Raw genomic sequence first — 26413 nt, 5'->3', positions numbered from 1 at the left:
CCGCAACCCAAACGATTTGTTCAGGTACCAATGCTAGTTTTAGTATAATAGCTACAGGAACTGGTTTAACGTATCAATGGAGAAAAGGAACTACCAATCTTAGCAATACAGGAAATATCACAGGAGCAACCACAGCCACATTAAATTTATCTAATGTAGCCACTTCCGATGCTGGAAGTTATAATGTCATAGTTAGTGGCGCAAGTCCTTGTTCATCTGTAACATCAAATGCTGCTACATTATTAGTAAACCAAGCCGTAGCAATCAGTACTCAGCCTATATCAACACAAACTCTTTGTGCTGGAAACTCCGTAAGCTTTAGCACAACTGCAACGGGAACAGGTTTAACCTATCAATGGAGAAAAGGAACAACAGTTTTAACCAATACAGGAAATATTTCAGGTGCAAACACTACTACTTTAACTATCAATCCAGTTGTTTCAGCAGATGCAGCTTCGGATTATAATGTTGTTATAACTGGAACAGCACCTTGTACAGCAGTAACTTCAAACAATGCAGCATTGGTAATCATTGATGCTGTAGTGATTACCTCACAACCAGCCGCAACCCAATCAATTTGTTCAGATACCAATGCCAGTCTAAGTGTAACAGCAACAGGTACAGGTTTAACTTATCAATGGAGAAAAGGAACTACCAATCTTTCTGATGGAGGAAATATCTCTGGAGCGAATACCAGTATTTTAACTCTGACAAATATAGCAATTGCTGATGCCGGAAGTTATAATGTCATTATAAGTGGCACTAACCCATGTCCTCCGGTAACATCATCAAATGCTGTTTTAACCGTAAATAAAAAAGTAGTTATTGGAACACAACCATCAAACGTTGGAATATGTGCAAGTAGTCCTGCACAATTAGGAGTTGTAGCTAGTGGTGATGGTTTAAGTTATCAATGGTTTAAATATAAAGGAACTTCTCCCATTACTACTGTAACAAATAATGCCTTTATCACTGGTGCTCAAACAAATATTTTAAATTTTAGTCAAGCTTATTTACCCGATGATGGAATTTATTATGTCGTTATAAGTGGGTCTAGTCCTTGTACTTTCGTAAAATCTAATGAAGTGACATTGAACGTTGACCAATCTATAGTAGTCACTACGCAACCTGTTTCTCAATCCTTATGTGTAGGATCAAATGTTTCTTTCACTGTAGCAGCAGATGCTAATGGTGATCCATTGTCTTATCAATGGAGAAAAAACGGAATTAATATTAGTGGACAAAACAATGCTACATTATCTTTAAATACTATATCATCTGGAGATGGAGGGAATTATGATGTTGTAATTTCCGGACCTGTTGGATATACTTGTTCTTTAGTGACATCGACAGCTGCTGTGTTAACAGTAAATCCGTTACCAACAGCTACGGCTGGAGGTACTCAAACTATTTGTTCCAACGGAACTGCAACCGTAAATGGTGCAAATGCAACTTTCGGATCGATATTATGGTCACATAACGGAGCGGGTTCTATCACTGCGGGTAGTACAATTTCGACACCGACTTATACAGCTACTACAGGGGATGCTGGCAAAACCGTTACTCTAACAATGACGGTGACCAGTAACAATGCCTGTTCATCACAAATTGCAACTGCAACTTATTCAATAATAGTGAATGCTTTACCGACAGCAACTGCTGGAGGATCTCAAACTATTTGTTCCAACGGAACTGCAACCGTAAGTGGTGCAACTTCAACAAACGGAACGATTTTATGGACACATAACGGAGCGGGGTCAATTACTTCTGGCAGTAGCACTTTGACACCAACTTATATTTCTGCTGCAGGAGATGCTAGCAAAACCGTTACTTTGACCATGACGGTGACCAGTACAATTGGATGTACTCCTGCTATAACAGCAACCGCCACTTATTCTGTAATGGTGAATCCTTTGCCAACTGCCACTGCTGGAGGTACTCAAACTATTTGTTCCAACGGAACTGCAACAGTGAGTGGCGCAACTTCAACAAACGGATCGATTTTATGGACACATAACGGAGCGGGTTCAATTACTGCGGGTAGTACCACTTTGACACCAACTTATACTGCTGCTGCAGGGGACGCTGGCAAAACCGTTATTCTGACAATGACGGTGACCAGTACAATTAGCTGTACTCCTGCTATAACAGCTACCGCAACTTATTCAGTAATGGTGAATCCTTTGCCAACTGCCACTGCTGGAGGATCTCAAACTATTTGTTCCAATGGAACTGCAACCGTGAATGGTGCAACTTCAACAAACGGAACAATTTTATGGACACATAACGGAGCAGGTTCAATTACTGCGGGTAGTACCACTTTGACACCAACTTATACTGCCGCTGCAGGAGATGCTGCCAAAACAGTGACTCTGACAATGACAGTTACCAGCACAATTGGTTGTATTCCAGCTATAACAGCAACAGCTACTTATTCAATAATTGTTAATCCTTTGCCTACTGCTACTGCTGGAGGTACTCAAACTATTTGTTCCAACGGAACTGCAACAGTGAGTGGTGCATCTTCAACAAACGGAACGATTTTATGGACACATAACGGATCGGGTTCTATTACTGTGGGTAGTACCACTTTGACACCAACTTATACTGCTGCTGCAGGGGATGCTGGCAAAACCGTTATTCTGACAATGACGGTGACCAGTACAATTGGCTGTACTCCTGCTATAACAGCAACCGCCACTTATTCTGTAATTGTAAATCCTTTGCCAACTGCCGCTGCTGGAGGATCTCAAACTATTTGTTCCAACGGAACTGCAACCGTGAGTGGTGCAACTTCAACAAACGGTACAATTTTATGGACACATAACGGTGCGGGTTCCATTACTGCAGGTAGTAACACTTTGACACCAACTTATACTGCCGCTGCAGGAGATGCTAGCAAAACCGTTACTCTGACCATGACGGTGACCAGTACAATTGGCTGTACTCCTGCTATAACTGCAACCGCCACTTATTCTGTAATTGTGAATCCTTTGCCAACTGCCGCTGCTGGAGGAACTCAAACTATATGCTCCAACGGAACTGCAACAGTGAGTGGTGCATCTTCAACAAACGGTACAATTTTATGGACACATAACGGAGCAGGTTCTATCACTGCGGGTAGTACTACTTTGACACCAACTTACGCTGCTGCTGCGGGTGATGCTGGCAAAACCGTGACTCTGACAATGACGGTGACCAGTACAAATGGTTGTACTCCTGCTATAACTGCAATTGCCACTTATTCGGTTATCGTGAATCCTTTGCCTACTGCCACTGCTGGAGGATCGCAAACTATTTGTTCCAACAGCTCTGCAACAGTGAGTGGTGCATCTTCAACAAACGGAACGATTTTATGGACACATAACGGAGTAGGTTCTATCACTGCGGGTAGTACCACTTTGACTCCAACTTACGCTGCTGCTGCAGGGGATGCTAGCAAAACCGTTACTTTGACCATGACGGTGACCAGTTCAATTGGCTGTACACCTGCTTTAAAAGCTACAGCTACTTATTCAATAATTGTGAATTCTTTGCCCACTGCCACTGCTGGAGGATCTCAAACTATATGTTCCAACGGAACTGCAACAGTGAGTGGCGCATCTTCAACAAACGGTACAATTTTATGGACACATAACGGAGCGGGTTCTATTTCTACGGGTAGTACCACTTTGACACCAACTTATACTGCTGCTGCAGGAGATGCTGGCAAAACCGTTATTCTGACAATGACGGTGACCAGTACAATTGGCTGTACTCCTATTATAAAAGCGACAGCTACTTATTCAATAATTGTAAATCCTTTGCCAACTGCCGCTGCTGGAGGATCTCAAACTATATGTTCCAATGGAACTGCAACAGTGAGTGGTGCATCATCAACAAACGGAACTATTTTATGGACACATAACGGAGCAGGTTCTATCACAGCAGGTAATACAACTTTGACACCAACTTATACTGCCGCGGCAGCGGATGCTTCCAAAACAGTGACTCTGACAATGACAGTGACTAGTACAATTGGCTGTACTCCTGCTATAACAGCAACAGCATCTTATTCTGTAACTGTAGATGCCACTTCTGTAGGTGGTGCAGTAAATTTAACACAAACTAAAGATTCAAATGGAAATTTCATCCCATTATCAACTCCTACAAACACCTATACAGATTGTCATAATTCTTCTGGAATTTTAGTACTTAGTGGGCAAACGGGAGCTGTACTTAGATGGGAATCGAGTATAAATGCGGGATCAACTTGGACCAATTTATTCAATGCTGGAAACACATCCTATACCTATGCCCCCATTGCAAACAATACAATTTTTAGAGCAGTTGTTCAAAATGCAAATTGTAGTATCGTAAACTCTGCTACAACAATAGTATTTATAATTCCAAACATCAAACCAAATCCTGTTAGTGCCACTCCTTCAACTATATGTGAAGGCGATTCATCTACTTTATTTTCAGGTGCTAGTTTCTCTTCGAGTCAAAACTTACTAGACGGAGGGCTCTTTAATAATGCTAATCCTCCTGGGTGGTTAGTAGATGGAAATGGTGTTTTCAGTGCTAGTGGAGATAATGAAAACTCAAACACTTGGAAAGAAACCAACGGAAATGCTGGTGATGAATATAACACAACCTCTGGTGATAAATTTGCAATTGTAAGGGGAAATAGAAATTCTACAATGCAAACACCTATTTTTGATTTACTAGGTTTAACATCAGCTTTTTTAACATTCGACTATGCCTATAAACTTAGTACAGGTGCATGGGGAAAAGTAGAACTATCACTAGACGGTGGTGTAACTTACCCTGTAACTTTAGCAAACTATAGTGGAAATAAAGGACCTTACAATCAATATAACTCTGCAATGAGCCTTGATTTAAATCCCTATTTAGGTTATACTAACTTGAGAATTAGATTTAATTATAACGGATTATTAGATAAAGCATCTGGAATTGCCGGTGATGCTTGGGTAGTTGATAATATAAAAATTCCTCAAGCCCCCATCCCTAACATAACATCAGTTTGGGAAGATCTTAATACACACTCCATAATAAGCATTTCAAATACTACAAATGTTGTAGTATCTCCAGCAATTTCAACAACGTATGCGGTTACTTCTTACCTTAATGGATGTACAAGTTATGGTCCTGAAGGAACTACTTATGTTACAGTAACCGTAAACAAAAGACCTACTGCAAATATTGGGATAGACCAACTTATCTGTCACGGAGGTTCAGCTTCCCTTTCAATTACCTTAACAGGTAAAGCACCTTGGGTTATAACATACAGCAATACCGTAACTGGATCAACAACGGTAACTACCAGCACAAATCCTTATAACTTTAGTGTAAGCGGAATAACATCAAATAGAGTTTATACGCTAACCAATTTAAGAGATGCCAATTGTAATGCTGCATTACCTGCTGCTCTTACAGGATCTGCCTCTATAACTGTTCTTACTGGAACACCAGGAGTTTGGACTGGATTAATCAGTACTGACTGGTTTGACTGTAGAAACTGGGAGCAAGGATTACCTTCGCTTACCATTGATGCACAAATTCCAAGTTTACCAAATAATAACGGAAACCCAAAAAGAATGCCTGTAATCGATCGATCTTCTACATTTGCAGCACTATATAGTGGCATTGCAAGTGCTCGAGATTTAATTGTTAACCCGGGGGCTTCGGTTACTATGGTTTCTAACAATAATTCCGAGTTACAAATAAGTCGTGACTGGAGAAACAGTGGCACATTTATTCCAGGAACTGGAACTGTAACTTTTAATGGCTCTGCTGCAAATCAAATTCAAAATATAAATGTTGGTATAAAAACCAATGAAACTTTTTATAATTTAACCACAAACAATTCAAATGGTGCCAAAGGAATAAGTCTCGTTACTAATTTTGATTTAACCGTTTCAAACATGGTAACTCTCACTAGTGGTGATATTCGATTAACTGGAGAAGCACAACTTGTTCAAGTTGGAACTGCAATAAATCCCGCAACTGGAACCGGAAATTTATTGATAGACCAACAAGGCAAAAAAAACAGTTTCAATTACAATTATTGGTCATCTCCTGTAGGTCCTGGTTCAAATTTGCCTTATACTATTCGGTCTGTTTTAAGAGATGGAACTGATGTAACAACAAATCCGTTTAGTCCTCCATTGATAAACTTTGGTTCAACCTTTGATTTTGCTGATTTGTCTAACGTAGGCGCCATTAAAATAACGGACCGTTGGATATGGTCTTACAACTCCCAAATTATAGAAGGTGATGATTGGGGTAATTATTATAAATGGTATCCCATTACAAGTTCTGGCGCATTAAAAGTTGGTGAAGGATACACAATGAAAGGGACTGATGGCTCTGCTCCTATTTCATCAACACAAAATTATACATTTATAGGAAAACCAAATTCTGGTACAATAACATTAACAATGATTCCTAACAACAGTTATTTAGTAGGAAATCCTTATCCATCTGCTCTCGATGCCGATGAATTTATAAAAGATAATATTAAAGAAACAATAAATAGCAAAGTGGGAAGAAATACTGAAAACAGATTTAGTGGAGCACTCTATTTCTGGGATCATTTCGGCCTTTCAAACAACCATTATCTAGCTGAATATAAAGGAGGATATGCCACCTATAGTTTAGCCGGAGGTGTAGTCGCTATCAATGACAGTCCGCTAAATGCAAATGATGGAGCAAAAGGATCAAATAAACCACAACAATTCATCCCAGTAGGGCAAGGATTTTTCATAGATGGTTATTTAAAACCCTCTTTAGGAGAAGTGACTACAACTGTTATAGGAGGGCCAATAGTTTTCAAAAACTCACAAAGAGCCTTTGTTAGAGAAAATAGTGGAAGCTCCATCTTTATGAAAAAAAGAGGAACAACTAAAACAAATAGTGACAACCGACTTAAAATTAGATTAGGCTTTGACTCTTCAATAGGTGCACATCGACAACTTTTAATTACTGCAGACTCCAATTCTACAAATCAATTGGACATTGGGTATGATGCACCAATGTTTGACACCAATGACAATGATATTTTCTGGGATATAAGTAATAGCCAATTTGTAATTCAAGCTGTGCCGAATTTTAATAAAAACCAAGTGATTCCCATAGGTATTGTAGTTGCAAATGAAGGTGAAGTAACCCTAAAAATTGATGAACTTGAAAACATCACATTAAATACAAACATATATTTATTTGATGCTCAAACAGGAATTTACCATGACCTAAGAAATAGTGATTTTAAAACTATACTTGCAATAGGAGAATACAATAAAAGATTCTCATTAAGGTTTGAAAATCAAACCCAATCTCTTGAGGTATTTGAAAATGAAATAAATAATGGAATCATTGTATTTTATTCGAATAATTACAAAACTTTGATAATTAAAAATAATATAAAAAATGCAACTGTTTATTCAGTAACACTTTTTAACATGATTGGTCAAAAATTAACCAATTGGGATGTAAGAGATAGAGAACAAACCAATATTCAGATTCCAATTAAAAACTTGCCTTCTGGAATTTATATTGTAAAAGTTAAAGATTCGAATGGTGAAAGCAGCAAGAAAATAATCGTAAATTAACAAAAAATGCCTCAAATTAATTGAGGCATTTTATTACTATATCAAATAAAATTAGAGTAAAGCCGTTTTCAAACCTTCAAAATCAACCAAAAACTGTTCGCCAGATATTAAGTTTTTTAAAGAAAATTTTTCTTCTTTCATTTCTGTTTCTCCAACAATTACTGCATAATTAATTGCCCTCTTATCAGCATGTTGAAATTGTTTTGCCACCTTAACATTATCGGGATACAATTCTACTTTTATATCAAAACTACGCAGTTTTGTAATGGCTTTCATAGAATACAAAGCTTCCTTTTCTCCATAATTGATAAACAAAGCCTTTGAGGTAGAAGTTACAGTTTCTGGAAATAAATTTAATTCCTCGATAACCAAATATATTCGATCCAAGCCAAAGGAAATTCCAACACCGCTCATATCTTTTAAACCAAAAATACCTGTCAAATCATCATATCTACCACCACCACCGATAGAACCCATTGAGACGGATTTTGGCGGAGCAACCTCAAAAATAGCTCCTGTATAGTAATTTAAACCACGAGCCAAGGTTACATCTAAATCTAAAATGGCAGTATTTAAACCAAGATTCGAAACATTTTCACAAATAAATCGCAATTCCTCAACTCCTTTCATTCCTTCTTCGGAAGCGGCTAATAATAATGAAAGTTGGTCAATTTTCTCTGAAATAGTTCCCTTAAAATTGAATAAAGGCTGTACTTTTTCAATTGCCGATTCCGAGATTCCTTTTTCAACCATTTCTTTTTTCACACCATCCTCGCCTATTTTATCGAGCTTGTCCAATGCAACTGTGAAGTCAATTAATTTATCTTTGGCACCAATCACCTCAGCAATTCCAGAAAGAATTTTTCGGTTATTGATTTTAATGGTTACACCTTCCAATCCTAATTGGGTAAAAACGGAATCGTACAATTGTACCAATTCCACTTCTTGCCATAATGATTTTGAACCCACAACATCCGCATCACACTGAAAAAACTCCCTGAAACGTCCTTTTTGAGGTCGATCAGCGCGCCAAACCGGCTGTATTTGGTACCGCTTAAAAGGAAACTCAATTTCATTTTGATGCTGAACCACGTATCTAGCAAAAGGCACGGTTAAGTCATAACGCAAGGCTTTTTCAGATATGCTTGAAGTCAGTTTGTTACTTTCTTTATTTTGTAGTACTATAGGATCGGCTTTCGCCAAATAATCTCCCGAATTTAAAATCTTGAAAATCAATCGATCCCCTTCTTCTCCGTATTTACCCATCAAAGTTTCAGAATTTTCAAAAGAAGGAGTTTCTATTGGTTGAAATCCGAACTTCTCAAAATTACTTTTGATAACAGCTATAATATAGTGTCGTTTTGCCACCTCAGCTGGTGAAAAATCTCTAGTTCCTTTCGGAATGCTTGGTTTCTGAGCCATTTTTTTTAATTTGGATTTTCGATATAAGAATTAGGATTTAATTGTGGGAAATCCCAAATCTTAAATCTCAAATCTTAAATTCTCGCTGCAAATATCTTGATTTTAAAATAAAAATCAACCCTTCTAAAACAAACTTGTAACAAAAATTGTAAATTCGTGTCAAATAAGTATTATGTTTAAATTATTTAGAGAAAACGTCCGAATTGCATTAGGTTCTATCAAAACCCAATTGTTGCGAACCATACTTACAATGTTGATTATCGCAATTGGGATAACAGCATTGGTTGGAATTTTGACTGTTGTTTCCGCTTTGGAAAACACTATTTCTTCTGATTTTGCTTCTATGGGAGCTAATACTTTCAACATTAATCAATACGAAAACACCGTTAAACGTCATGGAGGTGAAGAAAGAGAAATTATTAATCCTATTATTTCTTATCCAGAAGCTGTAGCGTTTAAAAACAAATTTAAATATCCTTTTTGCGAAACTTCTATCTCATTTAATGCCACTTCTACAGCCGAAATCAAATTCGAAAACACTAAAACGGATCCCGAAAACAGCGTATTGGGAGTAGATGAACATTTTTTAACAAATTCTGGATTGGAAACTAGTTTGGGAAGAAATTTTTCTGGTTTCGATATTCAAAACAATTCTTATACTTGTATCGTTGGTTCTGATTTTCAAAAAGGTCTACTAAAAGACGTCAACCCAATCGATAAAGTAATTTCAATTCGTGGAGCTAAATTCAAAGTTATTGGAGTGTTAAAAGAAAAAGGATCTACTTTTGGTAACAACCAAGATTTAAGGGTTTTAATCCCAATTCAACTAGCACGATCCTTATTTACAGCTCCAAAGATAAATTACACCATGAGCATTATGATTGCGCAAAATGAAATGATGGATCAAGCCATTGACGACGCAACTAATACGATGCGAAGAGTTCGAAAATTAAGCCCAGTGCAGGACAATAATTTTGCCATTGTTCGAAGCGATGATCTTATCAATAAAATCCTTGGAATTACTAAATACCTTGGTGTTGCCTCATGGATTATTGGAATAATTACAGTTCTGGGTTCGTCAATTGCTTTGATGAACATTATGATTGTTTCCGTAACAGAGCGCACGCGTGAAATTGGTGTCCGAAAAGCATTAGGCGCCAAAAAAAGCACTGTTGCTTTTCAGTTTTTCATCGAAACACTTTTAATTGGCCAATTGGGTGGAATAGTAGGCATAATTTTCGGAATTTCGATTGGATTTGCAATAGCAACTGCAATGAAATTCGACTTTGTAATTCCTTGGGGAGCAATAATGGCAGCTTTTCTAACGAGTTTTACGGTTGCCATAATTTCTGGATTGTACCCTGCTATAAAAGCTTCAAAATTGGATCCAATTGAAGCGTTGCGATATGAGTAAATAAAGATACGAAGTGGGAAAAACGAAGTACGAAGTGTGTTACTTACAAAGTTAGGTATTGCTATTTTACAACATAAAAAGTCACGTAATTATGATATAACATAAGAATTTAAAAGTATAAACTACTTTTTTATTTGGTTATTTCTTGCTTTTTTTATTGAAGCTACTATTATTGATAAAACTTCATTTCCTTCTTTAAGAAGGTTTTGCAATTCATTTTTAATTTCTGAATTCTTATTAATTTCAATCAGAATTTCAAGAAAAAAATTACTTTCATCTGCTTCTTCTTCAACAATTTTTAAATTATTTATAAAATCTGCTGATAATTTTGCTCTCTGAGATGTCTGATAATTTGCTCCAACTGAACTTGAACTTCTAATAAGTTGATTTACATATGCATTGTATTCTCTATTGTTTGGCAACTTTGAACATAAAATAGCACAATCAATAGTAAACTTTTTAGTTCAAGATTTCAATTCTATCATTACTTTTTATTTATAAAATTATAAATTCAACTTTCTGTATTTAAAATTGCCAACCTTGTACCTCGAACCATTCTATTTCTTTACTTCGTATTTCTCACTTCGAACCATTCTGTCATTTCCGTAAATATCTTTTCGCAATTCAATGTTTTTGAAATTAATTTTTTCCAATAAACCAATCGTTTCTTTTCCCAAATATTGATTGATTTCGAAATACAATTGTCCGTCAGGAGATAAGTTTTTCTGAGCTAATTCAGCAATTTTTCTATAAAAAATAAGGGCATCATGATCTTCAACAAAAAGAGCCAAATGAGGTTCATAGTCCAAAACATTTTTCTTGATTTCCTGTTTTTCCAATTCTCGAACATATGGCGGATTCGAAACAATAATATCAAATTGCTGTTCTAAATCTTCGGTTTCAAGAATATTTTTTAATAGAAAAGTGACATCTACCTCATTATTAATTGCGTTTTTTTGGGCTGTTGCCAAAGCTTTTTCCGAAACATCAATTGCAAAAACTTGGGCATTTGGAATATTTTTTGCCAAAGAAATAGCAATACAACCACTTCCTGTTCCGATATCCAAAATTTTTACTTTTTGACTTTTGACTTTCGACTTTTGACTTTCTACAATCCACTCCACCAATTCTTCCGTTTCCGGTCTTGGAATCAAAACATTAGAATTGACTTCAAAATCCAAACCATAAAAACTAGTTTTTCCCAGTAAATATTGAACTGGAATTTCTTTTTTGAGTTGTTCTAAGATAGCAATCCAAACTTGAATTTCTTCATTTGAAAAAATCAAATCAGGATTCAATGCTAAATCGACCCTTTTTAATTGATGTTTCTCTGCTAAAATCAAATAGAAGAAACTTTCTGCTTCGTCAAAATCGAAAATAGGCGTGAGTTCATGAATAAATTGGGTTCTATAATTTTTGATTTTCATTAATTCAATAGGAATAAATTCATAATTCTTTCGTAAATTTTAAAAACAAGTTTGTTATGTCATTCCTGACAAACCTCAAATCCTTACTAATTATAATTCTTTCAACATCCATACTGGGCATGAAACGTGACCAGTGCTTCCCATTGGTGAACAAATAGATTCGAAACCCACTTTTTTGTACAATTTCTGGGCATCGTGCATAAAAGGCATCGTTTCAAGATAACATTTTTCAAATCCAAAATCGCTAGCACTTTTTAAACAAATTGCCATCATTTGACTTCCAATTCCCAAACCGCGTGCTTCTGGTAAAAAATACATTTTTTGCAATTCGCAAATGGAGTCAGCTTCATTTTCAAGCGGAGCAATTCCAGCTCCTCCAATTATTTTCCCCTTACTTTCAACAACAAAATACACAGATTTCGGTTTAGAATATTCCTCAAACATGAAATCCAAATAGGGATCAGCATAAGCAGTTCCAATTTTTGGAATATTCAATTCATCAAAGACAGCTCTTATTACTTGTGCAACATCCTGACTGTCTTTTTCCTCAATTTTTCTAATGACCCAATTTTCCATTGATACAAATGCTAATTTTTTTACAAAAATAGAAATTGTTCGGCGTTTATTTCTATAGATTCAAAACTAAATCCCAATCACAAAAATCAGTACTTTTGTATACTATGGATACAGATGAGAAATACATGCGCCGATGTATCGAATTGGCAAAAAATGGTTTGGGGACTACCTATCCCAATCCTATGGTTGGAAGCGTAATAGTATGTGAAGGAAAAATAATTGGCGAAGGTTGGCATCTTAAATCAGGAGAGCCACATGCCGAAGTTAATGCAGTGAATTCAGTAAAGAATAAATCATTACTTAAAAAAGCAACCATCTATGTTAGTCTAGAGCCTTGCAGTCATTTTGGAAAAACGCCACCCTGTTGTGATTTAATTATCGAAAACGAAATTCCAAGTATAGTTATTGGAACTGTAGATCCTAATATAAAAGTGGCTGGAAACGGCATTAAAAAACTAATCGATTCTGGCAAAAAAGTTACAGTTGGTGTACTAGAAATTGAATGCCAAGAATTAAACAAGAGGTTTTTTACTTTCCACAATAAAAAAAGACCTTATATCATTCTAAAATGGGCCGAAAGCTTGGATGGTTTTATAGCTCCAATTTCAAAATTGGAACAAAAACCTGTTTGGATTACTAATGAATTTTCACGTCAATTAGTTCATAAATGGCGAAGTGAAGAACAAGCCATTTTAGTTGGAACACAAACAGCAATTGATGACAATCCCAAATTAGATGTTCGAGACTGGTCTGGAAAAAATCCTGTTCGAATCGTTTTAGACCAACATCATCGTATTCCAGAAGGTCATCATATCTATGACAAGCATGTTAGAACAATTGTTTTAACAAATTCTTCAAATGCAATTAACAAAGAAAACACTATCTTTGAGATAATTGATTTTAAACAAAATATCAGTAAACAAATAGTAGACCTATTGTATAAACACCAGATTCAATCGGTAATTATAGAAGGTGGAAGGCAAACTTTGCAAAGTTTTATTGACGAAAACCTATGGGATGAATCTAGAATATTTACTGGCAAAACAAGCATTGGAAAGGGAATTAAAGCTCCTTTTTTTCCTATAATGAATACAGAAAAACATACTTATAATGAAGATGAACTACGAATTTCAAGAAACTATGATTGACACTATCATTTTTGACTTTGGCGATATTTTTATTAATTTGGATAAACGAGCTACTATAGATGGTCTTAAAAAGTTAGGATTGTCAGAATGGAACGAAGATCTAAACCATTTGAATTTCTCCTTTGAAAAAGGAGAAATCTCTCGTGAAAACTTCTTGAATGGAATACAAAAACACCTGCCAAATGCTTCATTGAATGAAATTGAAAATGCTTGGAACGCAGTTTTATTAGATTTTCCTTTAAAAAGACTGGAATTTCTACAAAAACTATCACTTAAATACCGATTGTTTTTATTAAGTAACACCGATGCAATTCATATCGAAACTTTCGAACAAGCTAACGGAGTTTCTTTTTACAGTGATTTTTACCAATGCTTTGAAAAAGTATATTTCTCCTTCGAAATTGGTATGAGAAAACCCGACACTGAAATATACAACTACTTAGTAGCACAACACGGCTTGATTGCAAAACACACTTTATTTGTTGATGATAAAAAGGAAAATACCGATGCGGCCTTTTCTCTTGGTTTTAATATTTGGAATTTACAAGTAGGAGAGGAAGATGTAACAGATTTATTTGACAAAAAAATAATATCGCAATGAAAATGGTAATTTCAATGGCAATGGTAAAAATCAATTGTAATAGCAATATAAAAAAAATAAAAAATAGAGCTTAGGAATTGAAATAGTATGTACTTGTAATTAAATTGTAAAATTGAAATTGATAATTAACTTATTCTCATTATAATTTAAAAATTGATATTGATATTGTCATTGAAATTGTCATTGTCATTGTCATTGAAATTGAAAAATGGACACTTATAAAACGATCCTCTTTCCTTCACCCGAGATTCTTTTCAAAGAAAAAAACAGTAAGTTTTTTGGCTACGCATATCCACTAGATTCCGAAGAGGAAGTAAAACCAATAATTGAAAGTCTACATAAAAAACATCCCAATGCAGTACATTACTGTTATTCCTACCAAATTGGAACTGATAATGTAACATATAGAGCAAACGATGATGGAGAACCTAGCAATACGGCTGGAATGCCTATTTATGGACAAATGCAGTCTTTTTCGCTAACAAACGTACTAATCGTAGTCGTTCGTTTTTATGGAGGCGTAAAACTTGGCGTAGGCGGATTAATAGCTGCATATAGAACTGCAGCTTTCATGACATTAGAGAGTTGTGAAATAATAGAAAAAACAATTAACGTTCATTATCGTGTTTTATTCGATTATAAAAACATAAACAAAGTAATGCGAGTAATTAAAGAAAAAAATCTAGCCATTATAAGTCAAAAAATGGAAATGAGTTGTGAAATAGAAATTGTAACTCGAAAAAAAAATGCCGAAATTGTATTCGACATTTTTAATGCTATTTTTGAAATTGAAATTGAATCCATTTGATGAAATCTCAAAAAAAATCTCTTTTTTTAAACATTTGAACTGAAAAAATTTGGTTTATTCAATTCTGTTCAAAAGCTCAGAAATATATGTTGGTGGACCGATTGGTTTTCCGGTTTTCATATCTACAAATACTAATATGGAATTACCAGTTGTTAATAACTCTTCCTTTTCGTTATACAATTCGTAGTCAAATTCTATCTTTACAGTAGACAATTTTTTCATAATAGTTTTCAGGGTCAACAACTCATCATAACGAGCAGGTTTCTTATAATTCATTGTCAAAGAAACAACTGGAAGCATGACACCGTTTTCCTCCATCCATTTATAAGAAATCCCTTTATCCCTAAGCCATTCAACCCGACCGATCTCAAAATATTGTGCGTAATTTCCATGATAAACAACTCTCATTTGGTCAGTTTCAGAATAGCGAACACGAATTTGCATTTGATGATTTTTCATTACTTTTTTTTAAAATTAACACTACCCATACAACAATCTTTTATAAATTTTTTATGCTAAATATTTTTTTTAAGAGAATTTTATTCACATATTTGTTATCCTGAAAAAGCATTTCTAAATCAATCCTTTTTTACAAAATTACAATTACCAAATAAAGATAATTTAACCAATAACATGAACAAAACTGCTCAATCAGTATGGGAAAACTGCTTGTCTTTTATAAAAGACAATATTCAAGATCAGGCCTATAAAACTTGGTTTGAACCAATCAAATCAGTTGAACTTACCGATAACGCATTGTATATTCAAGTTCCAAGTAAATTTTTCTACGAGTGGCTAGAAGAACATTACGTCAAATTATTAAAAGTTGCTCTTACAAAAGAACTTGGGAAAAATGCAAAGTTACTCTATAAAATTAAAATGGAGAATACTTATGGTAATAAACAACCTTTTACAGAACAACTACCAAGCGCAAATCGGGTTTCAATGAAACCTCAAGATGTTGATGCGCCTTATAAAAACCTAAATCCTGAATTAAGAAATCCGTTTGTTATTCCTGGTATTCGTAATTTAAAAATCGAATCACAACTGAATCCAAATTATAGTTTTGATAATTTCCTAGAAGGTGACTCTAATAGATTAGCACGTTCTGCAGGAATGGCTGTAGCCAATAAACCTGGCGGAACCTCATTTAATCCATTGTTAATTTTTGGAGGTGTTGGTTTAGGAAAAACCCATTTGGCTCACGCAATTGGTGTTGAAATCAAAGATAAATATCCCGAAAAAACAGTCTTATACATATCCGCTGAAATATTCACCCAACAATATATTGACTCGGTAAAGAAAAATAATAGAAATGATTTTATCCATTTCTACCAATTAATTGATGTTTTAATAATTGATGACGTTCAATTTCTTTCTGGAAAATCAGGAACTCAAGATGTGTTTTTTCATATATTTAATTATTTACACCAAAACGGAAAACAAGTCATCTTGACTTCGGACAAGGCTCCTGTTGATATGCAAGATATTGAACAAAGATTATTATCTCGTTTCAAATGGGGTTTATCTGCTGAATTGCATCAACCTGATTATGAAACAAGAATTTCAATCTTAAAAAACATTTTATATCGTGATGGAGTAGAAATTCCTGAAGAAATTATAGAATATGTTGCTCGAAACATAAAATCTAATGTAAGAGAACTCGAAGGCGCCATTATTTCCTTAATTGCACAGTCTTCCTTCAACAAGAAAGAAGTGACGTTGGAACTTGCTAAAAATGTTGTCGAGAAGTTTGTTAAAAATGTAAAACGAGAAATTTCAATTGACTATATTCAAAAAATTGTTTCCGATTATTTCCAATTAGACCTAGAAACGCTTCAATCCAAAACTAGAAAAAGACACATTGTACAAGCGCGTCAATTAGCTATGTTTTTTGCGAAAAAATTCACCAAAGCATCATTAGCAAATATCGGCTCACAAATAGGTGATCGCGATCATGCTACGGTATTACACGCCTGTAAAACTGTTGACAATCTAGTAGCAACCGACAAACAATTCAAAAAATTTGTTGACGATATCAATAAAAAACTAACGCTTTAAAAATTTATGTCTGTAAAGATTTTAATGGTTTGTTTAGGCAATATTTGCAGGTCACCATTAGCAGAAGGAATATTAGCTTCCAAACTTCCAAAAGATAAATTCATTGTAGATTCTGCAGGTACAGGTTCATGGCATATCGGTCGTTCGCCAGACGAGCGTTCTATAGCCGTTGCAAAAAAATATAAAATAGATATTTCTCAACAAAAAGGAAAACAATTCAAATCTACTGATTTTGAGGCATATGATTATATATATGTAATGGATAATTCAAATTATAGTGACGTAATATCTCTTTCAAAAAACGAAGAACAAAAAAACAAAGTTCATCTTATTTTGAACGAATTATTTCCCAGTGAAAACGTTGATGTTCCCGATCCTTATTATGGATTATCAAATGGATTTGAAACAGTATATCAAATGCTAAATGATGCTTGCGAAAGTATTGCTAAAAAACTTATTGACAACAAGTAATCTTTTTTAGATATCCTTTCTTGAGCAAGTATGAATAAAAACAAATAAATGAAACCAAATCATTCTTTAGGAAAACTATATTTAATCCCAACAACTTTAGGAGATGGTGACCCAATGGATGTTTTACCACAAACCGTAAAAAGAATTGTTGAATTGTTGGATGAATATATTGTAGAAAACGAAAAAACAGCTAGGAAATTTATAAAAAGTATTTATCCCGAGAAAGTACAATCGACACTAATACTAAGTTCCTTAAACAAACATACCGAAGTTTCTGACCATGCCAAAATGCTCCAATCTTGTTTAGAAGGAAAAAATATTGGATTAATGAGTGAGGCTGGATGTCCTGGAGTTGCTGATCCTGGTGCAGTAATTGTAAAACTGGCACATGAAAAAGGAATACAAGTAATACCACTTGTTGGTCCTTCATCAATTTTATTAGCGATAATGGCTTCTGGAATGAATGGACAAAGCTTTGCATTTAATGGTTATATTCCTATTGAAAAGGGAGAGAAAAAAATTGCATTGAAAAATCTGGAAAAACTATCCCAAGATAAAAATCAATCTCAAATATTTATCGAAACTCCGTATAGAAATAACAAAATGCTCGAAGACATTCTTCAAGCTGTAAATCCCTCAACTCATATTTGTATCGCTACGGACATAACATTACCTACAGAATATATAAAAACGATGCGAGCATCAGAATGGAAAAAAACACAAGTGGACTTACATAATCGTCCAACTATATTTATCATTCATAAGATGATTTAAAACCAAGAATATATTTTCCCATAAAAAAACGGTTGCAAATAAAATTTTGCAACCGTTTTTAATTTAATATTCATTGAAGACTATCTTATAGCTACTTTTGCATTTTTATTAGCAATAATAAAAGAAGTATCAAAACCTCCAAATGCTTTCATATAACTTCTGATGGAAGTTCCATATGAATCCTTGTAATGTTTTTCTCCATTATTCTTAAAGAATTTTAAAACAGAACCAGCTCCTCCTAAATGTGCTGCAGCTAAGATTCCGGACTCGGTTATCTTGATACCATTTACGACAGTTCCTTCGTACTTTTCAATAACATTATGTAGTATCCATTTGTTTTTAGCTAAAAGAGCTATAAAAGCTTTTTCCTGCATTTTTGGACTATTCAAAAAAGCACTACTGTCATGAATCCCAACTGTTTTTAGGGTTTCTTTTCCGAACTGATATTTACCCATGTAACCAAGAGAATTAATTTTTTTATATTTCCCTTGAGATTCTTTGTGAGCAATCGCTTCTTTATAACCAATAAAAAACTTCCCTGTAAATGGAATATTTAAATCTGTATATTCCTTTTGTTCTTTAGATGGAAACAGGTATTCTTTACCATCTTTGTCACTTGTAAGAAACCAATCATTGGCATCTAAATTGATCGGTTTAAAACCGTAGCTTAAAAAAGCAATAATAATAGTCAAACTTGTATAAAAAGACCATTTCTTTATCATAATTTGTTTTTCTTCAAACGCTGTACCATTTGAAATTTCTACGGTGCAAATATACAATAAAAAATAGATAACCTGATTATCAGGTAGTTAAAAAAACCTAATAATAGAGAGGATAAAATTTGAATCCATTCTGAAGTGAGTATTCAAGGGTCGGGGCAGGGATTTTGATTGAATTTAAAACCGAAAAAATGGTCTCCAAAAAGTGTGATTTTGTGTCTATTTTTGTTAAATCTAAATCCAAACTTAGGTAAAATTTTCTGTATTTTTCCATATTTGTAGGTAAAGTAATAAGTTTTTTAGAGTCTTTTTCGCCAATCATACCTTCGGCTCCATAACCCAAAGCAATATTAAACCACTTAGGGATTGTTGCTTTTTTGGAAAAAGAATGTAAATTAACAGACAACCAATAGGTTTGTCCATTGTAATCTTTTAGAAGTTTTTCTGAAAACGTGCTTCCTAAAACATCAGGTCTGAAATTCGCATATTGAGTAGCATGATAGGAGAATTTAGGAACTATACGCTGTTCTTTCCAAATCAATTCTTGAGAAACATAAAAAGCTGTTCCACTTGCATTGGCAGCCACATCTCCTATTGAGGCTCCCCATTCCGCAGAATACCCATCAAAAACCTCAACAGCTGTAAGAAAAACAAACCCTAAACTCGCCCCATAAATCAATTGATTTTTTTTACTAGCTCCACTCCAATGCAACATTTCCACACCAAATCGCCCAAGCTGGTAAGAGGAATAACTATGGCCAAACTTATCCATTTGAAGCCACTCAGCATTATCATTTATGAAATGAAAATTTGATTTTGGATAATCAGCATACCATAATTGGTTCAATCCAATCAAAGCCCCTGAAGCCATAATTGCTTCAGAAATAAATACGGTATTTTGTTTCTGTTTATTTAGAGAATCAGAAGGTTTAAAAAAACTATTCTTTGAATTTTGTCCACTTAGACTTTGGAGCACTATTACAATAAAAAATGCGAAAAGCAGATTGTATTTCAACTTTATCTTATTACGCCTTGACTAATTATCCAATCTGAATATTTCTTGGCATTTTTATTATGTTCTGGCAAAGTAGCAGCAAATTCATGATAACCAAAACGATCTACACTGGCACAAAAATAAATAAAATCATTTTGTTCTGGATTCAAAACTGCTTCTAAAGCGGTGATGTCAGGCATGGCAATTGGTCCTGGAGGAAGTCCAATATTCATATAAGTGTTATAAGGTGATACCATTGTCAAATCTTTAAAAAATACTCTTTTTATTACTTGATCAAAATCATTCGATTTCTTTTTAATAGCAAAAATCACGGTTGGATCTGCTTGCAATGGCATTCCTACACGCAAACGGTTCAAATAAACCTGTGCAATTCTTGGTCTTTCGTCTTTTTTAACGGATTCTTTGTGCACAATCGATGCCAATATAGTTGCTTCTACAATTGTTAGCCCTTGTTTTTTGGCTTTTTCAGTGCGTTCTTTATTCCAAAAATTACGATATTCCTTGATCATTTTATCTCGGAATTTCTCGGCAGTTGTATTCCAATACAATTCATACGTATTGGGTATAAACATAACCATTACGTTTTCATCCGTAAATCCATTGTCTTTCAAGAAAATAGAATCTTTAAATGTCGTTAGTAATGACAAACTATCTGCTTCAATTTGAGAGCCGACTCTTCCTGCCAAATTTTCAATCCGTTCTTGATTATTGAAAGCTAATTTTACTGGAATATTACTTCTCAAAGCTTTCACCAAGGCATAACTATTCATTCCTTTTATAAATAAAAATCGCCCTGGTTTTACATTTTCAGGATAATTTCTTTTGTTGGCGACCAACTCAAACCGTTTGGTATTTTCAATATAGGGTTCAATTATTTTCTTGACATCATCATATGTAGACCCAGTTGGAATATGAACATAGATTTCACTTTCAGAAAACTTAGTGTTTTTCGAAAATATTTGGTTGGCCAAAATAAATCCGTAAATCAATAATCCGGACATTAAAGCGACTGAAGCTATGGTAATAATTTTCTTTAAGTTCAAAACTAATAATTTTAAAGTTGATTGTTGATTAATTGAAAAATAGCTTCGTCATTATACATTCCGTTGACTAAAACCCAATCTTTTTTTGTGCCTATTTTTTGAAATCCAAATTTAGAAAAAAGTGCCAAACTTGCAACATTTTCTGTGCCAATATTTGCATACAATTGATGTAAATTTAGATTGTAAAATGCATAATAAATTAGTAGCTCCAAGGCCTCTGAACCAATATTCTGCTTTCTGTTATCATTTCCTTGAATTACAATACCAACTCCTGCCCTATTATTCTTTGGATCAAATTCAAATAAATCAATTAATCCTATCGCTGGAAAATCCTGATCTTGACAAATAGCCAATCGCAATTGTTTGGCTTCATAAATATCCTGTTGTGCATTTTCAAGATATTGTTTTACCAAAAACCGACTATATGGTGTCTGTGTATTGCTTACTTCCCAGATACTTTGGTCGTTTTCCATGGCATATATAAACTCCAAATCATTGGGTTCTAGTGCACGAATATAAATATTTTCGCCTTTTAGTGTAATCATTTGGGATTTGGGATTTGGGATTTGGGATTTACAAATTCTATTTAAATATCAATTTCTCCTTTAAACACAAATTCTGCTGGTCCTATCAGGAAAACATTTGTGTACGTATTATCCACCTTATCAAAAGAAACGGCTAATTTCCCCCCTTCGACATTCAATTTAATCGAAGAAGCATCTGTTTGTCCTGTAGCATTCATAGCAATTGCAACCGCTGTAGCACCTGTTCCACAAGCTAAAGTTTCATCCTCCACCCCTCTTTCATAAGTACGAAGAGAAAAAGTATCCTCATTGATTTTCTTTACAAAATTGACATTACTTCCTTCTTTTCCATACAAAGGACCGTATCGCAAAGCTGCTCCGTTTTCTTTAATATTATAATGTTCCAAATCATCAACCAATTGAACATGATGTGGCGAACCCGTATTCATAAAAGTATAATCACTTTCTATTTTTATACTAGTTACATCGATCATCTGCAAAGAAACAATTCCGTCATTGGCAATAGTTGCCTGATGCACGCCGTCGGTTGCAATAAAAGTACAGCCGTCTATAATTACATTTAACTCTTTAGCGAAAGCTACTAAGCAACGTCCACCATTTCCGCACATGGAACTTTGGTTTCCATCGGAATTGTAATAGACCATTTTAAAATCAGTATCATAATCGTTTTCTAATAAAATTAGTCCGTCACCACCAATTCCAAAACGTCGATCGCATAGATGAGCAATAAGTTCGACATCTTCCTTTGGAAAAATATCCATTCGATTATCAATCATTACAAAATCGTTTCCTGTTCCTTGGTATTTATAGAATTCTATTAGCATTACATTTTAATTTAAGTTTTACAAAAATACAAATATTGCAAGTATTTAGATTCGTTTTACAACTAAGAAAACAAAAAAATTACTTTAAAGACCCAAAAATAATATTTGGCAGTTATAAGTAATCTACCCGATTAAACAAGATTTATACTGATTTACTTGAAATAAAAACCTGTCCTTTGCAACTTTGAGATAAAAACACTATCAATTTTAGTACTAAACTTCAATATATTAATGATAAGTTAAAGATTGTTAAACGAGCGTTAAACTGTTTTTTTGAAATATCAAAAAACATAACTTTACATTGTAATACTTTAAAAACGAATTAATATGAAACGATTTTCAACTCTTTTTTTAGTGTCATTGTTAAGCGGTGTCACTACACTCGGCGCCTACAAATTGTTGTTTGACGACAACGGCTATTTTTCAAAAAACCATAACAACATTACCACTTTGGCTTCAGAATATGGAGTAAAAACAGTTGGACTATCTGCTAATACGGTAGATTTTACCGAAGCTGCAGAAAAAACCATACACACGGTGGTTCACGTAAAAAATGTGTCTAGAACCACTGTTTCAAATCCATTATTAGAATATTTTTACGGCTTTAGAGGCGGTCAAGAGCAAGAACAAGTGGGAACTGGATCAGGTGTTATTATTTCTGAAGATGGGTATATTGTTACCAATAATCACGTGGTAAAAGATGCTTCGCTAATAGAAATCACATTAAACAACAAACAATCCTTCAAAGCAAAAGTCATTGGAACAGATTCAAAAATGGACATTGCTTTATTAAAAATTGATGCTGGCGAAAAATTACCTTATACGACTTTCGCAAATTCCGATTCTGTACGAATTGGCGAATGGGCATTAGCCGTTGGGAATCCGTACAATCTAACTTCGACGGTTACAGCGGGAATTATTTCGGCGAAAGCCAGAAATTTAGATACGAGTGGAATTCAATCTTTTATTCAAACTGACGCGGCTGTAAATCCAGGAAACAGTGGAGGTGCATTAGTAAATACGCGGGGTGAATTGATTGGTATTAATACCATGATTTCATCTCCTACCGGAAGCTATACAGGATATTCATTTGCAATCCCGTCGAACATAGCTCGTAAAATAATTCAGGATTTAATGGAATTCGGAAATGTACAAAGAGGAATTTTGGGTGTTGAAGGAGGTGAATTGAATGCCTTAGCATCAAAAGAATTAGGCGTTAAAGAAACCGAAGGTTTTTATATTAAAAAAGTATCTAAAAATTCTGGAGCTGAAAAAGCAGGTCTAGGCAAAGGCGATATTATTATAAAAATCGATGATCAAAACATTGCTACTTATGCCGATTTATCAGGTTATATCAACGCTAAAAGACCAAACGATAAAGTTGAAGTTACTATTATTAGGAATGAAAACACAAAAGTAGTGCCAGTTATTTTAAGTAAAAATGAAATTTTCAACACTGAATTCAAAGGATTGGAATTAGAAAATATTGATGGTCTCGACAAAAAGAAGTTCCATATTGATTATGGAGTAAAAATAAAATCGATAACCAATGAAAATTTAAAACAATATGAAAATGACCTAAAAGGAAATATCATTCTAAGTATTGATAATATTAAAGCCAAAGATTTAGAGACGGTTTCAAATATTCTAAAAAATAAAGATGAATCCCAAAGCATTCAGATGGAGATGATTAATAAAAATGGACAAATCATTAGAATAATAATTTAAATTAACAAACACAACAAACTATAGCCATCTTGAAAATAAAGGTGGCTTTTTTTATTTTAAAAAAAAGTTACGAAATCGTTTTCGTGAAAAGTAATTTAATTATACTTTTGCATTAAATTTAAAAAAAGCATTCATTTATTGCAAATCATTTTCTATATGAACAATACCCTTTTGTACGAAAAAGAAGTTTCAACTCAAACTGCCAGACGCAGAGCTGGTGTCGAATTTATTAAAATAATAAGTGACTTATGGTACGATAAATCCATTGAAATAGTTTTGTTTAGGAATCAATTAATTGATAGAAATGTAAGCGAAATTATCAACTTACACGAATATGCAAGAGAATTTGTAGGCAAACCCATTTCTATTTTTGATACGGTTGAAATTGCAAATGCAATAGTGTCATTAGATTTACCTCCTTCGAAATTAGACATTGGCAAACTAGCTTATGAATATTATTTAGAAAAAAACAATTATCAAAACGCCATTGATTTCACAATTGACAAATTAAAAGACGCAAAAGATTCCGAGGAAATACAACCGAAAGATGTTGTTCTTTATGGATTTGGTAGAATTGGGCGATTATTGGCTAGAGAATTAGCTTCAAAAATGGGAAATGGAAACCAATTGCGATTGAGAGCTATTGTTACACGCGACAAAAATGATGTGGTTTCATTAGAAAAAAGAGCTTCATTGTTGCGATACGATTCTATTCATGGCGATTTTCAGGGTTCTGTAACAGCTGATCATAAAAACAATGCTTTAATAATCAACGAAACAACGGTTCATATTATCACTGCAAATAGTCCTGAAGAAATTGATTATACCAAATACGATATTGACAATGCGCTGATTATTGACAATACTGGCGCATTTACGACGCAAGAAGCCTTGTCAAGACATTTGACTTCAAAAGGCGCTCATAAAGTTTTGCTTACCGCTCCAGGAAAAGGAGTTCCCAATATTGTACATGGCGTAAATCAAAACGAATACAATCCTGATGAAGTCGATATTTTCTCGGCGGCCTCATGCACAACTAATGCTATAACTCCAATCCTAAAAGCAGTCGAAGATACTTTAGAAGTTGTAAAAGGACATTTAGAAACCATTCATGCCTATACCAATGATCAAAACTTGGTCGATAATATGCATAAAAAATACCGTAGAGGAAGAGCTGCTGCCTTGAATATGGTAATCACCGAAACGGGAGCAGGAACGGCTGTTGCCAAAGCTTTACCTTCACTTGAAGGCAAACTGACATCTAATGCCATTCGAGTTCCTGTACCCAATGGTTCCTTAGTTGTTTTAAGTTTGGAGGTAGTTCATAAAACATCCATTAATGAAGTCAATGCCATCATAAAAAAATATGCTTTGGAAGGAGAATTAGTCGAACAAATCAAATATTCATTAAATAATGAATTAGTTTCTTCTGATATCATTGGCACATCGGCACCAGCAATATATGACAGCAACGCTACTATCGTATCAAAAGACGGAAAGAATATTGTGTTATATATTTGGTATGACAACGAATACGGCTACAGTCATCAAGTCATTCGATTAGCCAAATATATTGCCAAAGTAAGACGCTTTTCGTATTACTAAATCGCATACATTAACCAAATTTTATTAAACCAGAAAATCCGTCCTGATCACTTAGGACGGATTTTTTTTTATACTTTTAAATTGGCAAAACCGTTGTGCTTTTCACTTCTGAAATAATGAAAAAGCTACTAATCAAGGAAACACCAGGTATAACGGACAGCTTTTTTTGATGAAAATGGTGGTAACTTTCCATATCTGGCAAAATTATTTTTAGCAAATAATCAAAACTGCCTGAGATAAGATTACATTCGACTACCTCGGGCATATTCATAATCACCTGATTAAAACCTTCGGACAAATCAGATGTTTGTCTAACTAGGGTTACTTGACAAAATACCATAATGTTTTTGCCTAATTTTTTTTTGTTTAAAATCGAAACATATTTTTCAATAATCCCCTCTTTTTCTAACCGTTTCACGCGATCATGAACAGGTGTAAGCGAAAGATTTATTTTATTAGCAATATCTTTTAATGTAAGATGGGCATCTACTTGAAGTAAACGCAGGATTTTTTTGTCGGTTTCATCTAAAATCATAGTGCAAAAGGTATTAAATGAGTGATTTTTTTATATCTGAAATCAGATTTTTTTTCTTTTTTAAATGCAAAACAAAACCTAATT

Annotated in this window: 21 protein-coding genes; 10 read left to right on the top strand and 11 right to left on the bottom strand. The window is 34.2% G+C overall.

All coding sequences use genetic code 11. The features are described 5' to 3' along the window. A partial coding sequence (locus tag E0F76_RS17175; protein WP_132009065.1) for a T9SS type A sorting domain-containing protein occupies positions 1-7613 on the top strand: 7613 nt, incomplete at its 5' end. Positions 7614-7664: 51 nt separating this feature from the next. Here E0F76_RS17175 and hisS read toward each other — a convergent pair. Further along, positions 7665-9035, bottom strand: a complete 1371-nt coding sequence (gene hisS, locus E0F76_RS17170) for a histidine--tRNA ligase (RefSeq protein ID WP_132009062.1) — start codon at positions 9033-9035, stop codon at positions 7665-7667. A gap of 172 nt (positions 9036-9207) precedes the next feature. Between hisS and E0F76_RS17165 the strand changes: the two genes are divergently transcribed. Continuing rightward, entirely contained in the window at positions 9208-10449 is a 1242-nt protein-coding gene (locus tag E0F76_RS17165; protein WP_181954051.1) for an ABC transporter permease, read from the top strand. A 122-nt stretch (positions 10450-10571) separates the two neighbouring features. Here E0F76_RS17165 and E0F76_RS17160 read toward each other — a convergent pair whose 3' ends face one another. From E0F76_RS17160 to E0F76_RS17150, 3 genes are all read right to left on the bottom strand, one after another. After that, positions 10572-10898 (bottom strand): four helix bundle protein, encoded by a 327-nt coding sequence (locus E0F76_RS17160; protein WP_220398945.1) that lies wholly within the window; start codon positions 10896-10898, stop codon positions 10572-10574. Positions 10899-11006: 108 nt separating this feature from the next. Continuing rightward, entirely contained in the window at positions 11007-11876 is an 870-nt protein-coding gene (gene prmC, locus E0F76_RS17155; RefSeq protein WP_132009056.1) for a peptide chain release factor N(5)-glutamine methyltransferase, read from the bottom strand. 90 nt (positions 11877-11966) lie between these two features. After that, positions 11967-12452 carry a GNAT family N-acetyltransferase gene (locus E0F76_RS17150; protein WP_132009053.1) on the bottom strand — a complete coding sequence of 162 codons (486 nt, stop codon included), beginning with the start codon at positions 12450-12452 and terminating at the stop codon, positions 11967-11969. A gap of 104 nt (positions 12453-12556) precedes the next feature. Between E0F76_RS17150 and ribD the strand changes: the two genes are divergently transcribed. The 3 genes from ribD to E0F76_RS17135 all read left to right on the top strand — a co-directional run bounded on the left by ribD (position 12557) and on the right by E0F76_RS17135 (position 15009). After that, positions 12557-13600 (top strand): bifunctional diaminohydroxyphosphoribosylaminopyrimidine deaminase/5-amino-6-(5-phosphoribosylamino)uracil reductase RibD, encoded by a 1044-nt coding sequence (ribD, locus tag E0F76_RS17145; protein ID WP_132009071.1) that lies wholly within the window; start codon positions 12557-12559, stop codon positions 13598-13600. After that, positions 13593-14201, top strand: a complete 609-nt coding sequence (locus E0F76_RS17140) for an HAD family hydrolase (RefSeq protein ID WP_132009074.1) — start codon at positions 13593-13595, stop codon at positions 14199-14201. The genes ribD and E0F76_RS17140 overlap by 8 nt, the downstream gene beginning before the upstream one ends. Before the next feature lie 208 nt (positions 14202-14409). Continuing rightward, positions 14410-15009 carry an IMPACT family protein gene (locus tag E0F76_RS17135; RefSeq protein ID WP_132009050.1) on the top strand — a complete coding sequence of 200 codons (600 nt, stop codon included), beginning with the start codon at positions 14410-14412 and terminating at the stop codon, positions 15007-15009. A gap of 54 nt (positions 15010-15063) precedes the next feature. Here E0F76_RS17135 and E0F76_RS17130 read toward each other — a convergent pair whose 3' ends face one another. Next, positions 15064-15468, bottom strand: a complete 405-nt coding sequence (locus tag E0F76_RS17130) for an acyl-CoA thioesterase (protein WP_132009047.1) — start codon at positions 15466-15468, stop codon at positions 15064-15066. A gap of 174 nt (positions 15469-15642) precedes the next feature. Here E0F76_RS17130 and dnaA point away from each other — a divergent pair, with 174 nt between their 5' ends. From dnaA to E0F76_RS17115, 3 genes are read left to right on the top strand one after another with little or no spacing between them, the layout of a single operon-like run. Then, positions 15643-17070, top strand: coding sequence for a chromosomal replication initiator protein DnaA (gene dnaA / locus E0F76_RS17125; protein ID WP_132009044.1), 1428 nt, complete (start codon positions 15643-15645; stop codon positions 17068-17070). A gap of 6 nt (positions 17071-17076) precedes the next feature. After that, complete coding sequence (locus tag E0F76_RS17120; RefSeq protein WP_132009041.1) at positions 17077-17541, top strand: low molecular weight protein-tyrosine-phosphatase; 465 nt, start codon at positions 17077-17079, stop codon at positions 17539-17541. Positions 17542-17589: 48 nt separating this feature from the next. After that, entirely contained in the window at positions 17590-18315 is a 726-nt protein-coding gene (locus E0F76_RS17115) for an SAM-dependent methyltransferase (RefSeq protein WP_132009038.1), read from the top strand. Positions 18316-18395: 80 nt separating this feature from the next. On the opposite strand, the gene E0F76_RS17110 is transcribed toward E0F76_RS17115, so the two are convergent. From E0F76_RS17110 to dapF, 5 genes are all read right to left on the bottom strand, one after another. Next, positions 18396-19037 (bottom strand): peptidoglycan-binding protein LysM, encoded by a 642-nt coding sequence (locus E0F76_RS17110; protein ID WP_132009035.1) that lies wholly within the window; start codon positions 19035-19037, stop codon positions 18396-18398. Between the two features lie 97 nt (positions 19038-19134). Next, positions 19135-20010: a DUF2279 domain-containing protein gene (locus E0F76_RS17105; protein ID WP_246022098.1), complete on the bottom strand. Its 876-nt coding sequence runs from the start codon at positions 20008-20010 to the stop codon at positions 19135-19137. A 41-nt stretch (positions 20011-20051) separates the two neighbouring features. Continuing rightward, positions 20052-21092: an endolytic transglycosylase MltG gene (mltG, locus tag E0F76_RS17100; RefSeq protein WP_132009029.1), complete on the bottom strand. Its 1041-nt coding sequence runs from the start codon at positions 21090-21092 to the stop codon at positions 20052-20054. A gap of 11 nt (positions 21093-21103) precedes the next feature. Beyond that, complete coding sequence (locus E0F76_RS17095) at positions 21104-21637, bottom strand: GNAT family N-acetyltransferase (protein ID WP_132009026.1); 534 nt, start codon at positions 21635-21637, stop codon at positions 21104-21106. Positions 21638-21678: 41 nt separating this feature from the next. Further along, on the bottom strand, positions 21679-22461 hold the full coding sequence (dapF, locus tag E0F76_RS17090; RefSeq protein ID WP_132009023.1) for a diaminopimelate epimerase: 783 nt from the start codon (positions 22459-22461) through the stop codon (positions 21679-21681). Between the two features lie 327 nt (positions 22462-22788). Here dapF and E0F76_RS17085 point away from each other — a divergent pair, with 327 nt between their 5' ends. Together E0F76_RS17085 and E0F76_RS17080 are read left to right on the top strand one after the other, a co-directional pair. Continuing rightward, a complete protein-coding gene (locus tag E0F76_RS17085) occupies positions 22789-24189 on the top strand; it encodes a trypsin-like peptidase domain-containing protein (protein WP_132009020.1) in 1401 nt (466 codons plus the stop codon). A 156-nt stretch (positions 24190-24345) separates the two neighbouring features. After that, entirely contained in the window at positions 24346-25794 is a 1449-nt protein-coding gene (locus tag E0F76_RS17080) for a glyceraldehyde-3-phosphate dehydrogenase (protein ID WP_132009017.1), read from the top strand. 76 nt (positions 25795-25870) lie between these two features. Here the strand turns inward: E0F76_RS17080 and E0F76_RS17075 are convergent, their stop codons facing one another. Next, a complete protein-coding gene (locus E0F76_RS17075) occupies positions 25871-26329 on the bottom strand; it encodes an Lrp/AsnC family transcriptional regulator (RefSeq protein WP_132009014.1) in 459 nt (152 codons plus the stop codon). Positions 26330-26413: the final 84 nt, after the last annotated feature.

This window comes from Flavobacterium cellulosilyticum, assembly GCF_004349355.1.
Lineage (GTDB): Bacteria > Bacteroidota > Bacteroidia > Flavobacteriales > Flavobacteriaceae > Flavobacterium > Flavobacterium cellulosilyticum.
This window is presented reverse-complemented; position numbering and strand designations above follow the sequence as displayed.